The organism is Pandoraea sp. (assembly GCF_041919235.1).
Classification (GTDB): Bacteria; Pseudomonadota; Gammaproteobacteria; order Burkholderiales; family Burkholderiaceae; genus Pandoraea.
Genome location: NZ_JAYRUC010000009.1, coordinates 104,689 through 119,114 on the forward strand (window position 1 = coordinate 104,689; position 14,426 = coordinate 119,114).

The 14,426-nt window shown below is 63.8% G+C and carries 15 protein-coding genes; 13 read left to right on the forward strand and 2 right to left on the reverse strand.

The genetic code is table 11. From position 1 onward, the window contains the following. The first annotated feature begins 183 nt into the window (after nucleotides 1-183). From ACE3UG_RS09440 to ACE3UG_RS09500, 13 genes are all read left to right on the forward strand, one after another. Complete coding sequence (locus ACE3UG_RS09440; RefSeq protein ID WP_374622740.1) at nucleotides 184-1,068, forward strand: mechanosensitive ion channel family protein; 885 nt, start codon at nucleotides 184-186, stop codon at nucleotides 1,066-1,068. A gap of 124 nt (nucleotides 1,069-1,192) precedes the next feature. Further along, the gene (hemF, locus tag ACE3UG_RS09445; protein ID WP_374622742.1) at nucleotides 1,193-2,128 is read left to right on the forward strand and encodes an oxygen-dependent coproporphyrinogen oxidase; all 936 of its coding nucleotides are present in this window, start codon (nucleotides 1,193-1,195) and stop codon (nucleotides 2,126-2,128) included. A gap of 13 nt (nucleotides 2,129-2,141) precedes the next feature. Then, complete coding sequence (locus ACE3UG_RS09450) at nucleotides 2,142-2,873, forward strand: nicotinate-nucleotide adenylyltransferase (protein WP_374622745.1); 732 nt, start codon at nucleotides 2,142-2,144, stop codon at nucleotides 2,871-2,873. A 54-nt stretch (nucleotides 2,874-2,927) separates the two neighbouring features. Next, nucleotides 2,928-3,371 carry a ribosome silencing factor gene (gene rsfS, locus ACE3UG_RS09455; protein ID WP_374622747.1) on the forward strand — a complete coding sequence of 148 codons (444 nt, stop codon included), beginning with the start codon at nucleotides 2,928-2,930 and terminating at the stop codon, nucleotides 3,369-3,371. Between the two features lie 24 nt (nucleotides 3,372-3,395). Beyond that, nucleotides 3,396-3,866, forward strand: a complete 471-nt coding sequence (rlmH, locus tag ACE3UG_RS09460) for a 23S rRNA (pseudouridine(1915)-N(3))-methyltransferase RlmH (protein ID WP_374622749.1) — start codon at nucleotides 3,396-3,398, stop codon at nucleotides 3,864-3,866. Nucleotides 3,867-4,121: 255 nt separating this feature from the next. Continuing rightward, nucleotides 4,122-5,453 (forward strand): sn-glycerol-3-phosphate ABC transporter substrate-binding protein UgpB, encoded by a 1,332-nt coding sequence (ugpB, locus tag ACE3UG_RS09465; RefSeq protein WP_374622752.1) that lies wholly within the window; start codon nucleotides 4,122-4,124, stop codon nucleotides 5,451-5,453. A 134-nt stretch (nucleotides 5,454-5,587) separates the two neighbouring features. After that, nucleotides 5,588-6,484, forward strand: a complete 897-nt coding sequence (gene ugpA, locus ACE3UG_RS09470; protein WP_374622755.1) for a sn-glycerol-3-phosphate ABC transporter permease UgpA — start codon at nucleotides 5,588-5,590, stop codon at nucleotides 6,482-6,484. Next, the gene (gene ugpE / locus ACE3UG_RS09475; protein WP_374622758.1) at nucleotides 6,481-7,326 is read left to right on the forward strand and encodes a sn-glycerol-3-phosphate ABC transporter permease UgpE; all 846 of its coding nucleotides are present in this window, start codon (nucleotides 6,481-6,483) and stop codon (nucleotides 7,324-7,326) included. The genes ugpA and ugpE overlap by 4 nt, the downstream gene beginning before the upstream one ends. 2 nt (nucleotides 7,327-7,328) lie before the next feature. Further along, complete coding sequence (locus ACE3UG_RS09480) at nucleotides 7,329-8,426, forward strand: sn-glycerol-3-phosphate import ATP-binding protein UgpC (protein ID WP_374622761.1); 1,098 nt, start codon at nucleotides 7,329-7,331, stop codon at nucleotides 8,424-8,426. Beyond that, on the forward strand, nucleotides 8,423-9,202 hold the full coding sequence (gene ugpQ, locus ACE3UG_RS09485; protein WP_374622764.1) for a glycerophosphodiester phosphodiesterase: 780 nt from the start codon (nucleotides 8,423-8,425) through the stop codon (nucleotides 9,200-9,202). Before ACE3UG_RS09480 ends, ugpQ begins: the two co-directional genes overlap by 4 nt. A 205-nt stretch (nucleotides 9,203-9,407) precedes the next feature. Then, a complete protein-coding gene (locus tag ACE3UG_RS09490) occupies nucleotides 9,408-10,052 on the forward strand; it encodes a nucleoside triphosphate pyrophosphatase (protein WP_374622767.1) in 645 nt (214 codons plus the stop codon). Nucleotides 10,053-10,096: 44 nt separating this feature from the next. After that, a complete protein-coding gene (gene rng, locus ACE3UG_RS09495) occupies nucleotides 10,097-11,566 on the forward strand; it encodes a ribonuclease G (RefSeq protein WP_374622769.1) in 1,470 nt (489 codons plus the stop codon). Between the two features lie 30 nt (nucleotides 11,567-11,596). Then, entirely contained in the window at nucleotides 11,597-12,886 is a 1,290-nt protein-coding gene (locus ACE3UG_RS09500; RefSeq protein WP_374622772.1) for a cation diffusion facilitator family transporter, read from the forward strand. 59 nt (nucleotides 12,887-12,945) lie between these two features. On the opposite strand, the gene rfbC is transcribed toward ACE3UG_RS09500, so the two are convergent. Beyond that, nucleotides 12,946-13,494 carry a dTDP-4-dehydrorhamnose 3,5-epimerase gene (gene rfbC, locus ACE3UG_RS09505; protein ID WP_374622774.1) on the reverse strand — a complete coding sequence of 183 codons (549 nt, stop codon included), beginning with the start codon at nucleotides 13,492-13,494 and terminating at the stop codon, nucleotides 12,946-12,948. A 42-nt stretch (nucleotides 13,495-13,536) separates the two neighbouring features. Continuing rightward, nucleotides 13,537-14,424, reverse strand: coding sequence for a glucose-1-phosphate thymidylyltransferase RfbA (gene rfbA / locus ACE3UG_RS09510; protein ID WP_374622777.1), 888 nt, complete (start codon nucleotides 14,422-14,424; stop codon nucleotides 13,537-13,539). Nucleotides 14,425-14,426: the final 2 nt, after the last annotated feature.

The window sequence follows — 14,426 nt, forward strand, 5'->3', positions numbered from 1 at the left end:
ACGGCGGCACGAGAGCCATCGCACCACCGCGATTGACAAGTACGCGGCAAGTTGGCACGCTGGCACCGCGCAGACGCTTCGCGGCTCACGGCTCACACCCTACGCCTCCCGCTCGCGCATCCGGCCAGCCCCGGCGGAATTCATGCAGTTTTCCCGACAGCCCTTCACTCGACGGAGACGTACATGTTCGATCTCTCCAAGCTGGTCAACGACTATCTGATGCCGTTCGGCCTGAAGATCGTGATGGCCATCGTCATCTGGATCGTCGGCGGTATCGCCATCAACATCGTGGCACGGCTCGTACGCGGCGCCATGACGCGCCGGTCCATCGATCCCACGCTCGTGCGTTACACGGAATCGACGTTGCGCATCGCCCTGCGCATCGCCCTCATCATTTCCATCCTCAGTGTCTGCGGCATCGAGACGACTTCCTTCGCCGCGCTGCTCGCCGCCGCCGGCATCGCCATCGGCGCCGCCTGGTCCGGACTCCTGTCGAACTTCGCCTCGGGCATCTTCCTCATCGTGCTGCGCCCGTTCAAGACCGGCGACATGATCGGCGCGGGCGGCGTGACGGGCGTGGTCGATGAGATCGGGCTGTTCGTCACCACGCTCACGACGGCCGACAATCTGCGTGTGTACGTTGGCAATACGAAGGTTTTTGGGGACAACATCACGGTGTATGACGCCAACGCGTTCCGCCGCGTCGATCTGACCGCACAGCTCGCCCACACGGTCGATGTGCCGGACGCAATTGCGCGTCTCAAGACACGCATCGCACAGATTCCGAACGTCATGGGCTCGCCCGCCACCGACATCGAGATTCTCGAATTCAATCCGGCCGGCCCGGTACTGGCGGTGCGCCCGTATTGCCATAACCGCGACTACTGGCAGGTGTATTTCGACACCAACCGCGCGATCGCCGAGGTCGGCGGCACGGCGCACTGGCCGGTGCCGGCGCCGCGCCAGATCCTCATGCCGCCGCCCGGCGATACCGGCAAAGGCATGCCCCCGCTGCCCGCTGGCGGCGCCGCACCGACAAGTCCGCTGCCCAACGCGCCCACGCCCTGATCGCCGAGGTTTGATTCAGGTCATTCGGGCGGCATTGGCGAGTCCGCTCGCCGCCCCGGCCTGCCCCCGAACGCGTGGCTGCCGGTACAATCGCGCTTATTACCACGCATCGGGACGTCACAGAATGACAGCGCAAGACGCCGCACCGGCGCCGGATACCGGCGCGGTGCGAACTTATCTGCTCGGGCTTCAGGACCGCATTGTCGAGACGCTCGAGCGCCTCGACGGCAAACGCTTCTTCGCCGACGACTGGCAGCGCCCGGCCGACAGCCCACTGCGCGGTGACGGCCGCACGCGCGTGCTCGACGACGGCGATTTCTTCGAGCGCGGCGGCGTGAATTTCTCTCACGTCGTCGGCGACAAGCTGCCGGGCTCGGCCAGCGCCTCTCGCCCCGAGCTGGCAGGTCGCGGCTTCGAAGCCCTGGGCGTCTCGCTGGTGTTGCATCCGCGCAATCCGTACTGCCCGACGGTGCACTTCAACGTGCGCATTCTGATTGCGACCGCCCCCGGTCAGTTGCCCGCGTTCTGGTTCGGTGGCGGCATGGATCTCACGCCGTACTATCCGTTCGAAGACGACTGCCGGCACTTCCATCAGACCTGCAAGAACGCGCTCGATCCGTTCGACACGTCGTGGTACCCGCGCTTCAAGGCTTGGTGCGACGAGTATTTTTACCTGAAACACCGACAGGAGCCGCGCGGCATCGGCGGCATCTTCTTCGACGACTTTTCGGGGGGCGGCTTCGAGACGGGCTTCGCCGTCATGCAAAGCGTGGGCGATGCGTTCCTCGACGCCTACGTGCCGATCGTCGAGCGCCGTCGGGGCATGCCGTATGGTGAGCGCGAACGGGATTTTCAGGCGCATCGGCGCGGGCGCTACGTCGAGTTCAACCTCGTCTGGGACCGTGGCACGCATTTCGGACTGCAATCGGGCGGGCGCACCGAATCGATCCTGATGTCGATGCCGCCGATCGTGAAATGGCATTACGATTGGAAGCCGGAACCGGACACGCCGGAAGCAAAACTCTATTCCGACTTCCTCGTACGCCGCGAGTGGGTGTGAAGGCCAGCCGCGCATGACCGCCTCTTCCCCCATTGCCCACCACGCTTGCGACACGTCGCCCGCCGGGTCGATCCGGCGCATCGGCGTGCTGGGCGGTACGTTCGATCCGATTCACACGGGCCACCTCGCGCTCGGCGCGCTTTTCGCCCGCACGCTCGCGCTCGACGAACTGATTCTGATGCCGGCCGGCCAGCAACCGCAGAAGCAGGGCAGCACCCCAGCCGAGCACCGGCTGGCGATGACGCGCCTGGCTGCGGCATTGCTCGCCACCGAACTGGCACGCACGCAGCCTTGGACACAACTGACGGTGAGCACGCGCGAGATCGACCGAGCGGGCCCCAGCTACACCGTCGATACGCTACGCGATTTACGCCATGACGTCGGCCCGCAGGCCTCGTTGTCGCTGCTCATCGGCTCCGATCAACTGGTGCGCCTGGACACCTGGCACGCCTGGCGCGAGCTGTTCACCTATGCCCATGTCTGCGCGGCCGCACGACCCGGTTTCAGCCGGGCCACCGCCTCCATAGAACTGCGCCAAGTCTTCGCCGAGCGGGAAAAGTCCGCGCTCGGGGTACAATCCACGCCATGCGGCGGCATTCTGATCGACAACTCACTGGCTGTCGACATCTCCGCCACCGAGTTGCGCGCCACGCTGGCGCACGCGCGAGATGCGGCCACGCCCCCGGCGAACCTGCCCGAACCCGTGTGGCATTACATCCGCGCGCAACACCTGTACCGCGCCTGACGGCCCCTCCAGGGCTGCCACCTCGCACGCCCTGTTTCACAAAAATAACGCACTATGGATATTCGTAAACTTCAGCGCCTCATCGTCGACGCCCTCGAGGACGTCAAGGCCCAGGACATCAAGGTGTTCAACACCGAGCACCTCACCGCCCTGTTCGAGCGCGTGATCATCGCGAGCGGCACCTCCAACCGTCAGACCAAGGCACTCGCTGCGAGCGTGCGCGACAAGGTCAAGGCCGCCGGCGGCGATATCGTCAGCATGGAAGGCGAAGACGTGGGCGAATGGGTACTGGTCGACACGGGCGACGCCATCGTGCACATCATGCAGCCGGCACTGCGCCAGTATTACAACCTGGAAGAAATCTGGGGCGAGAAGCCCGTGCGCCTGAAGGCTGCCGGCACCAAGGCCGGCGCCAAGGCCAGCGTGGAAGACCACGACGACGAGGATGAGGACGACACGCCCGAATCCCCGGTCCCCGCCCGCCGCAAGGCAAAATAAGGCGCAGCGCGCACTTCGTCTGTCATGCGTCTGTTCATTCTCGCGCTCGGGCACAAGATGCCCGGCTGGATCGAGACCGCCTTCACCGAGTACGCCAAGCGCATGCCGCCCGAGCTACGCATCGAGCTCAAGGAAATCAAGCCCGAGCAGCGCTCCCAGTCCCGCACGGCCGAGACGGTGATGGCGGCCGAAGCGCAGCGTATCGACGCAGCGCTGCCGCGGGGTTGTCGCCTCGTGTGCCTGGATGAACGCGGACAAGACCTCACCACGATGCGCCTGGCCCAGTCGCTCACCGGCTGGCAGCAGGACGGACGCGACGTGGCCTTCGTGATCGGCGGCGCCGATGGACTCGACCCCGCCCTCAAGGCCCGCGCCGATACGCTCATCCGTCTGTCCAGCCTCACGCTGCCCCATGGCATGGTGCGTGTGTTGCTCGCGGAGCAGCTCTACCGTGCGTGGAGCATCAACGCCAATCATCCGTATCACCGCGCCTGACAAAAAAATAAGTCAGAAATATGTCAACGCGCCTTGTGCGGCGCAATGCAACGTTGCACCGGACGGCCAATGCCGCACAACGCCTTGCTGGATGGGCCGCGCCGAACTTTGTCAATCCCTGGCAGATGCCCTCGTGCAACACTTGTTGTGCGGTGCGAGTGGAAAAAACATGACGACGTGTTAGTCTACCCGGCGCTGCACAGTTCGCACCGCGAACAACTAGACTAGACTTCTCGTGAACCACCGGAGATTGGCATGAAGCAACCTTCCCTGCGCAGAATCGCCCTGGCTGGCGTTGGCGCTGTAATGGCGCTCGGCATGAGCACAACGGCCCTGGCCGCTACCGAGATTCAGTTCTGGCACTCAATGGAGTCCGCGCTCGGCGATCGCGTGAACCAGATCGCCAACGATTTCAACGCATCGCAAAGCGATTACAAGATTGTCCCGATCTACAAGGGCAACTATGAGCAGGGACTGGCGGCCGGTATCGCCGCCTTCCGCGCGGGCAACGCACCGGCGATTCTCCAGGTGTACGAAGTCGGTACGGCCACGATGATGCAGGCCAAGAAGGCCGTGAAGCCGGTGTGGCAAGTCATGAAGGACGCCGGCGAGCCGTTCGATGAATCGGCCTTCGTGCCGACGATCGCGAGCTACTACGCCGACAGCAAGACCAACCACCTCGTGTCGATGCCGTTCAATAGCTCGACGCCGGTGCTGTACTACAACAAGGACGCCTTCAAGAAGGCAGGCCTCGACCCGAACACCCCGCCCAAGACCTGGGCCGACGTAAAGACCGACGCCGAGAAGCTCAAGGCCGCGGGTCTTGCGTGCGGCTTCAGCACCGGCTGGCAGGGCTGGACGCAGCTCGAGAACTACAGCGCCTGGCACGCCCTGCCGTTCGCCACGAAGAACAACGGCTTCGATGGCCTGGACGCCAAACTGACCTTCAACGGTCCGCAACAGATCAAGCACATCCAGTTCCTGGCCGACATGGCCAAGGAAGGCACGTTCACGTACGTGGGCCGCAAGGATGAAGTGACCTCGAAGTTCTATAGCGGCGACTGCGGTATTGCAATGACCACCTCGGGTGCGCTCGCCAACATCGCCAAATATGCGAAGTTCAACTACGGCGTAGGCATGATGCCGTACGACGCCGACGTGAAGGGCGCGCCGCAGAACGCCATCATCGGTGGCGCCAGCCTGTGGGTGCTCGCCGGCAAGTCGTCGGCCGAGTACAAGGGCGTGGCCAAGTTCCTGAAGTACCTCGCCTCGCCGGCCGTGGCCGCCAAGTGGCACCAGGACACCGGCTACCTGCCGGTCACGAAGGCCGCCTACGAACTGACCGAGAAGCAAGGCTTCTACGCGAAGAATCCGGGCGCCGACGTCGCCATCAAGCAGATGCTCAACAAGCCGCCTCTGCCGTTCACGCGCGGCCTGCGTCTGGGCAACATGCCGCAGATCCGCACGGTAGTCGACGAGGAACTCGAAGGCGTGTGGAGTGGCAAGCAAACGCCCAAAGCCGCACTCGACAAGGCGGTCACTCGTGGCGACGAACTGCTGCGCCGCTTCCAGAAGCAGGGCAGCTAAGCAGCTCCCAACGTGCGATGGCGCAACTGAAGCAGGCGAGTTTCCTGCTTTCAGGGCGCGAATCGTGACGTTACAATGACCGCCCGGCCCGCCGTCAACGCGGGCCGGGTTGGTTTTTTTTTAGTCACTCCGTTATGGCGCATAACTCCAGAGAACGCCCTCGCTTCGGCACCGGCTGGCTGCCCTACGCTCTTGTAGCCCCGCAGCTCCTCATCACCGTCGTGTTCTTTTTGTGGCCTGCGGGCGAGGCCCTGTGGCAATCGACGTCGGCACAGGATGCCTTCGGGCTGTCGAGTGAGTTCGTCGGCCTCGATAACTTCACATCGCTGTGGCACGACCCGCTCTACCTCGCATCGTTTCGCACCACCATGGTGTTCAGCGGGCTGGTGACCGTCTGCGGGCTGGTCATCTCGTTGCTGCTCGCGGCGATGGCCGACCGCGTCACACGCGGCAAGCGCACCTACCAGACGCTGCTCATCTGGCCGTACGCGGTGGCGCCGGCCATTGCGGCCGTACTGTGGGCGTTCCTCTTCAACCCGAGTATCGGTCTCGTCACGTACGGCCTGGCGAAGCTCGGCATCGAGTGGAATCACGCGCTCAATGGCGGCCAGGCAATGTTCCTCGTCGTGCTCGCCTCGATCTGGAAGCAGATCAGCTACAACTTCCTGTTCTTCTACGCGGGTTTGCAGGCGATTCCGCGCTCGCTCGTGGAAGCCGCAGCGATTGACGGCGCGGGGCCGATCCGGCGCTTCTTCGGGCTGGTGTTGCCGCTGATTTCGCCGACGACATTCTTCCTGCTCGTGGTCAACCTCGTGTACTCGTTCTTCGACACGTTCCCGGTGATCGATGCCGCGACCGGCGGCGGTCCGGGTCAGTCGACCATGACGCTGATCTACAAGATCTACTCGGAAGGATTCAAGGGGCTCGACCTCGGCAGCTCGGCTGCCCAGTCGGTGGTGCTGATGGCAATCGTCATCGTGCTCACGGTCGTGCAGTTCCGCTTCATCGAACGCAAGGTGCAATACGCATGATCGAGAACCGTCGCGGCCTTGATATCTTCTGCCACGTCATGCTGATCATCGGCGTGCTGCTGGTCGTCTTCCCGCTCTATGTGGCGTTCGTCGCCGCCACCATGAATTCGAGCGAGATTTTCACCGTCCCCTTGTCGCTCATCCCAAGCACGCACTTGTTCGAGAACCTCGCCACGGTGTGGGGTCAGGGCTCGGGCGACATGGCCACGCCGTTCGGGCTGATGCTCGGCAACAGCCTGTTCATGGCCCTGGTCATCACCATCGGCAAGATCTCGGTGTCGATCCTGTCGGCCTTCGCCATCGTGTATTTCCGCTTCCCGCTGCGCAATCTGTTCTTCTGGCTGATCTTCGTCACGCTGATGCTGCCGGTCGAAGTGCGGATTTTCCCAACGGTGCAGGTGATCTCGGACCTCGGGCTCATCAACAGCTATATGGGTCTGACGGTGCCGCTCATCGCGTCGGCCACGGCCACGTTCCTGTTCCGGCAGTTCTTCATGACGCTGCCCGACGAACTGGTCGAAGCCGCACGCATCGACGGTGCCGGACCGATGCGCTTCTTCGTCGACGTGGTGCTGCCGCTGTCGAAGACGAACATCGCAGCGCTGTTCGTCATCACCTTCATCTATGGCTGGAATCAGTACCTGTGGCCGATTCTGGTGACCAACGCCCCGTCGATGACGACGGCCGTGGTCGGCATCAAGAGCATGATCGGCAGTGGCGACACCGCCACGCAATGGCAACTCGTCATGAGCGCCACGCTGCTCGCCATGCTGCCGCCGCTCGCGGTAGTCCTGCTCATGCAGCGCTGGTTCGTGCGCGGTCTGGTCGATTCGGAAAAGTAATCATGGCAAATCTCAAACTCCATAGCGTCAAGAAAACCTACGACCGGACCAACTACGTCCTGCACGGCGTCGATATCGACATCGAAGACGGCGAATTCGTCGTCATCGTCGGCCCCTCGGGCTGCGGCAAGTCGACGCTGCTGCGCATGGTCGCCGGCCTCGAATCGGTCAGCGAAGGCAGCATCCTGATCGGCTCGCAGGTCGTCAATCAACTGGAGCCGAAAGATCGCAACATCGCGATGGTGTTCCAGAACTACGCGCTGTATCCGCATATGGATGTGCGCCAGAACATGTCGTACGGCCTGAAGATCCGTGGCGTCGACAAGAAACTCATCGACGAGCGCGTGCTGGCCGCGGCGCGCATTCTGGAACTCGAACCGCTGCTCGCACGCAAGCCGCGCGAACTCTCGGGCGGGCAGCGTCAGCGCGTGGCCATGGGCCGCGCCATCGTGCGCGAGCCGGCGGTGTTCCTGTTCGACGAACCGCTCTCGAACCTCGACGCCAAGCTGCGCGTGCAGATGCGTCTGGAAATTCAGCGCCTTCATGCGCGCCTGAAGACCACCAGCCTGTATGTCACGCACGATCAGATCGAAGCCATGACGCTGGCCGATCGCGTGATCGTCATGAATAAGGGCTACGCCGAGCAGATCGGCACGCCGACAGAAGTGTACGAGCGCCCCGCGTCGCTGTTCGTGGCGAGTTTCATGGGCTCGCCCGCGATGAATCTGCTGCAGGGCCGCGTCGACTCGGAAGGCCGCACGTTCCAGGTCAACGGCGGCGGTCCTGCGCTGCGTCTGCCGCCCACGAGCATGGCACATGCCAATCGCGAGCTCGTGCTCGGTGTGCGCCCCGAGCATCTGGTGCCCGCCGAGCAGCACAACGGCCTGGGCGCGTTCGCGGCGCAGACCAACATCCTCGTCGACCAACTCGAACTGCTCGGCGCCGACAATCTGGTGCACGGCCGCTGGGGCGATCAGCCTGTCACGGTGCGTCTGCCGCACGAGATGCGCCCGAGCGCAGGCACGGTGGTGCCGCTGGCCATCTCGGCCAAGGCGTTGCATCTGTTCGATCCTGCGACCGGCAAGCGAGTCGAAGCATGAGCGATACCTCCACGCCGGCTCATTTGTGGCGCGTCTGGCCGTATCCGCGCATCGTCGCGCACCGGGGCGGCGGCAAGCTGGCACCGGAGAACACGCTGGCTGCCTTCGAGATGGGCGCTTCGCTCGGCCTGCGCATGGTCGAGTTCGATGCGAAGCTCTCGGCGGATAACGTCGTCTTCCTGCTGCACGACGACACCGTCGATCGCACGAGCAACGGCCACGGCGCCGCGGCGCAGATGACTTATGCGGAGATCGCCAGGCTCGATGCCGGCAGTTGGTTCGACGCACGCTTCGCCGCTCAGGTGATGCCGACCCTCGAACAGGTGGCCGAGCGCTGCCTGACGTTGGGGCTGGCGGCGAACGTCGAGATCAAGCCGTGCCCTGGCCGTGAGGCCGAAACGGGTCGGTGGGTCGCCAAGGCAGTCCAGACGCTATGGGCCGGACAGGCGCAACCGCCGTTGCTCTCGTCGTTTTCCTACGAGGCACTCGAAGCGGCGGCCGCCGCCGCGCCGGACCTGCCGCGCGGCATGCTCTACGAGGCCGTGCCGGCGCATTGGCGTGAGGACGCCCGCAAGCTCGGCACTGTCTCGCTGCACGCAAGCCACAAGCACCTCGACGGCCCGCAGGTTGCAGAAATCAAGGCGGCCGGCCTGCATATGCTCGTCTATACGGTCAACGAGCCGGCGCGTGCGCGCGAATTGGCCGCGTGGGGGGTCGATGCGATCTGCACCGACCGCATCGACCTGATCGGCGCCGACTTCCTCGTCGACGCCTGAGCGTTCCGCCCGGGGGGCCTTTCCGGCCTTTCCGGCCTTTCCGGTCGTTCCGGCATTTCCTGCATTTCGGGCATTCCCACCGTTTCCCTGCCCTTGCGCCACGGTCCCTGTCCCGCCCAAGCTGGCGGGCGTGGGCGCAAGGCGGCATAATAGGGCATCCCCTCGCCCAGCCCACCCAGCGGCCCGGTGCATGCGTCGCGAATCGATGCGAAATCGTGTGCCGGGCTGGACGAATTCGAGCCAAGCCGCCATGCCGTACATCTATCTCGCTTCGCAAAGCCCCCGCCGTCAGGAACTATTGCAACAGCTCGGCGTTCGTTTCGAACTGCTGTTGCCCGGTGCCGACGAGGACGCCGAAGCACTCGAAGCCGTGCTGCCCGGTGAGCCACCCGACGATTATGTACAGCGCGTCACACACGCCAAGGCCGAGGCGGCACGCACGCGTCTCGCCCGCGCCGGACTGCCCGGCGCCCCCATTCTGGCCGCCGACACGACGGTGTGTCTGGACGGCACCATCCTCGGCAAGCCCTTCGACGACGCCGACGCTCGCGCCGTCCTCGCACGTCTGTCGGGCACACGTCATCGCGTGCTGACCGCCGTTGCCGTTTGCGCAGGCGATGAGATCCATCAGGCGGTCAACATTTCGCACGTCTGGTTCCGGCCGCTGCGTCGCGACGAAATCGAGCGCTATGTCGCCTCGGGCGAGCCCAGGGGCAAGGCGGGTGCCTACGGCATTCAGGGCAAGGCCGCCGAATTTGTCCTGCGCATCGACGGCAGCTACTCCGGCATCATGGGGTTGCCGCTGTGCGAGACTGCCGCGCTCTTGCGCCAGGCAGGCGTCGACTTCTGATGCATTCCGAATTTGCCAAGCCTTTCGAGTCGGGTCGACACTTTATGAACGAAGACATTCTGGTCAACATCACGCCACAGGAAACCCGTGTGGCACTCATGCAGCTCGGTGCAGTGCAGGAATTGCACATCGAGCGCACGCTCTCGCTCGGGCTGGTCGGCAACATCTATCTGGGCAAGGTCGTGCGCGTGCTTCCGGGCATGCAGTCGGCATTCATCGATATCGGCCTGGAGCGCGCGGCGTTCCTGCACGTCGCCGATATCTGGCATCCGCGCACAAGCAACGACACGTCGACCCCGCACCCGCAGCCGCCCATCGAAAAGACCGTTTTCGAGGGACAGACGTTGATGGTGCAGGTCATCAAGGACCCGATCGGCACGAAAGGCGCACGGCTGTCGACGCAGATCAGCATTGCGGGACGCACGCTCGTCTACTTGCCGCAGGAGCCCCATATCGGCATCTCGCAGCGAATCGAGAGCGAAGCGGAGCGCGAGGCCTTGCGCAGCAAGATCCAGGCGCTCGTGCCGGCCGACGAGAAAGGCGGCTTCATCGTGCGCACCATCGCGGAAGACGCAGCCGACGCCGAACTGGCAAACGACATCGCGTATCTGCGCAAGTCCTGGCAGACCATCGGCGAGCAGAGCACCCGCGTGCCCGCCCCTGCGCTGTTGTACCAGGATCTGAACCTCGCCCAGCGCGTGCTGCGCGACTTCGTGCACGAGGACACCGGCAAGATCCTTGTCGACTCGCGCGAGACGTTCGTGAAGCTGGCTGAATTCGCCGCGACCTACACACCGGCGGTCCTCGACAAACTCACGCATTACACGGGCGAGCGGCCGCTTTTCGATCTGTACAACGTGGAGACGGAAATCGAGCGAGCGCTTTCGCGTCGCGTCGATCTCAAGTCCGGCGGGTATCTGATGATCGATCAGACCGAGGCGATGACGACCATCGACGTGAACACGGGCGGCTACGTCGGTGCGCGCAACTTCGACGACACGATCTTCAAGACGAATCTCGAAGCGGCACTGATGATCGCGCGCCAGTTGCGGCTGCGCAACCTGGGCGGGATCATCATCATCGACTTCATCGATATGGAAAACGCCGAGCATCGCGACTCGGTGCTTGCCGAGTTGAAGAAGGCGCTTGCACGCGACCGGACGCGCATCACCGTGAACGGCTTTTCTCAGCTTGGGCTCGTGGAGATGACCCGCAAGCGCACGCGCGAGTCGCTCGCCCATGTGCTGTGCGAGCCTTGCGCCGTCTGTCAGGGCAAGGGACAGGTCAAGACGCCGCGCACGCTGTGCTACGACATCCTGCGCGAAATTCTGCGCGAATCGCGCCAATTCAATCCGCGCGAGTTCCGCCTGATTGCCTCGCAGGAAGTTGTCGATCTGTTCCTCGAAGAGGAGTCGCAGCATCTCGCCATGTTGATCGACTTCATCGGCAAGCCGATCTCGCTGCAGGTGGAATCGTCGTTCCATCAGGAGCAGTACGACATCATTCTGATGTAACCCCTCACAACGCTCGCCCGTTCCGACGACATGTCTTACTCGAATTACGACAATCTGGTGGCATCGAGCGAGGCGCTCGACAAGCATGCCGTCGCGCGCCGTTCGACCTGGGTCAGCATCTGGGTCAATATCGTGCTGACGACGGCGCAGATCGTCATTGGCATCTTTGCCCGCTCGCAGGCGCTGATTGCCGACGGTATTCACTCGCTCTCGGACATCGTCTCCGACTTCATCGTGCTGGCTGCCGCGCGCGGCAGCGCACGCGCGCCGGACGCCGATCATCCCTACGGCCACAGCCGCTATGAGAACGCGGCGTCGTTGTTTCTGGGCGTCATTCTGCTCGCGGTAGGGGCGGGAATGTTGTGGCGTGGCATCGAGCGGCTGCTGCATCCGGAAGAGATTCCGGAAGTGCACACCATCGCGCTCGTCGTCGCCGTGTTCGTGCTAGTCAGCAAGGAGGGCCTCTTTCGCTACATGCTGCGCGCCGCGCAGCGCGTGCGCTCGGCGATGCTGGTGGCCAACGCCTGGCATGCGCGCTCCGATGCGCTGTCCTCGCTCGTGGTGGCGTGCGGGATTCTGGGCAACCTCGCCGGCTATCGCATTCTCGACCCGCTCGCTGCCGCCCTCGTCGGCCTGATGATCGGACGCACCGGATGGCAGTTCGGCTGGAACGCATTGCAGGACCTCATCGACCGCGGCGTGGACGATGCCACGACCGTTACCATTCGCGAACGTCTGCTCGCTACGCCGGGCGTGCGCACCATCGACATGCTGCGCACGCGGCGCATGGGCGACGAGATCGTCGTCGACGTGCACATCCTCGTCGACGCGCAACTGTCGGTCTCCGAGGGACACTACATCGCAGAGCAGGCCCGCGCGGCGGTCATGCTCGAGCCGCAGATTCTCGATGTTCTCGTGCACGTCGATCCGGAGAGCGACACCAAGGGCACCGCGCTGCAGGAATGGCCCGAGCGTGCCGTGGTGGTCGAGGCAGCGCAGGCGCTGTGCCGGGCGAACGCGCTGGCGCTGCACGACGTCAAGCTGCACTACCTGAACAACGGGCTGGAAGCCGACGTGATCGTCGAAGGACTGGGAGCACCGGCACGTTCCAGCGCTCCGGGCGGTCCGGACGCGAGCGACATGGAACCGCCATCGCAGATCGTGGCCGAGGCGTTAGCCGCGCGCTTTGGTCTGCGATCTGTCCGGGTACTGCGGGTGACGGGGGAAACGTCGGCACCGCCGGGCGAGGCCGCCATTGCCGCCATCGCGACGGTGCCCGCAGACGCATCGCCCGCCAACCCCCATCCCCATCGCCGGTGATTGACGACCCGGCCATGGCGTTTGCGAAGCATGCATACGGGGCGATATGCCGCGCGTGATCAGTCTTCCTGCTTGTAGTCCGCGAACAACATGCCTTGCCGATCCTTGTCCGATACGATCGGCGTAATGCCATCGAGCGGCCAGGGAATGGCCAATGTCGGGTCGTCCCAGCGAATGCAGCGCTCGAACTGCGGCGCCCAATAGTCCGTGGTCTTGTAGAGCACTTCGGCCGTCTCGGACGTCACCACAAAGCCGTGCGCGAAGCCTGCCGGAATCCACAACTGCTTTTTGTTCTCGGCGCTCAGTACTTCGGCGACCCACTTGCCGTAAGTCGGCGAGCCAGCACGAATATCGACGGCGACATCGTAGATCTCCCCGTGCAACACGCGCACGAGCTTGCCCTGAGGCTGCTTGACCTGATAGTGCAGACCGCGCAGCACGCCGCGCACCGAACGCGACTGGTTGTCCTGCACGAACGTGAGCGTCTCACCGAGTGCGTTGTCGAAGTTGCGCTGGTTGAAGCTCTCGAAGAAATGGCCGCGCGCATCGCCAAATACTTTGGGTGCTATCACGCGAACGGCCGGAATGGCGGTAGGAGTCACTTGCATAGGAGATATCGGTAAGAATCAGGGCGCAGCGATGCGGGAAGCTCAGAACACCCGCTCGCGCAGCATCGAGAGCAAGTACTGACCGTAGCCGGTCTTGGCGAGCGGTTTCGCAAGCGCCTCGATGGCCGCCGCGTCGATCCAGCCACGCCGGTAAGCGATCTCCTCGGGACACGCGACCTTCAGGCCCTGCCGGCTCTCGATCGTCTGAATGAACGTGCTGGCTTCGAGCATCGACTCATGAGTCCCGGTGTCGAGCCACGCGTAGCCACGCCCCATGATCTGTACGTTGAGCTTGCCCTGACGCAGATATTCATTGTTGACGTCGGTAATTTCCAACTCACCGCGTGCCGACGGCTTTATCGAGCGTGCGATGTCGATGACGTCGTTATCGCAGAAGTACAAACCGGTCACCGCGTAGCGCGACTTCGGCGCCGTCGGCTTCTCGACGAGTTCGATGGCCTTGCCGTTCGCGTCGAACGTCACAACGCCGTAACGCTCCGGATCGTGCACCGGATACGCGAACACGGAAGCCCCCTGCGTCTGGGCATTCGCTGCCGCAAGCAACGACGCGAAATCGTGCCCATAGAACAAATTGTCGCCCAACACCAGCGCACACGGGTCGTTGCCAATGAAGTCCGCCCCAATCAGGAACGCCTGAGCCAGACCGTCCGGCGACGGCTGCACTGCGTACTGCAGGCTCAGCCCCCAACGACTGCCGTCGCCAAGCAATTGCTCGAAACGCGGCGTGTCCTGCGGTGTCGAAATGATCAATATGTCGCGAATTCCCGCCAGCATCAACGTGCTGAGCGGGTAATAGATCATCGGCTTGTCGTACACCGGCAGCAGTTGTTTGGAGACGGCGATCGTCGCCGGGTACAGCCGCGTACCGGAGCCACCGGCAAGAATGATGCCCTTTCGTTTGATGCTCATGC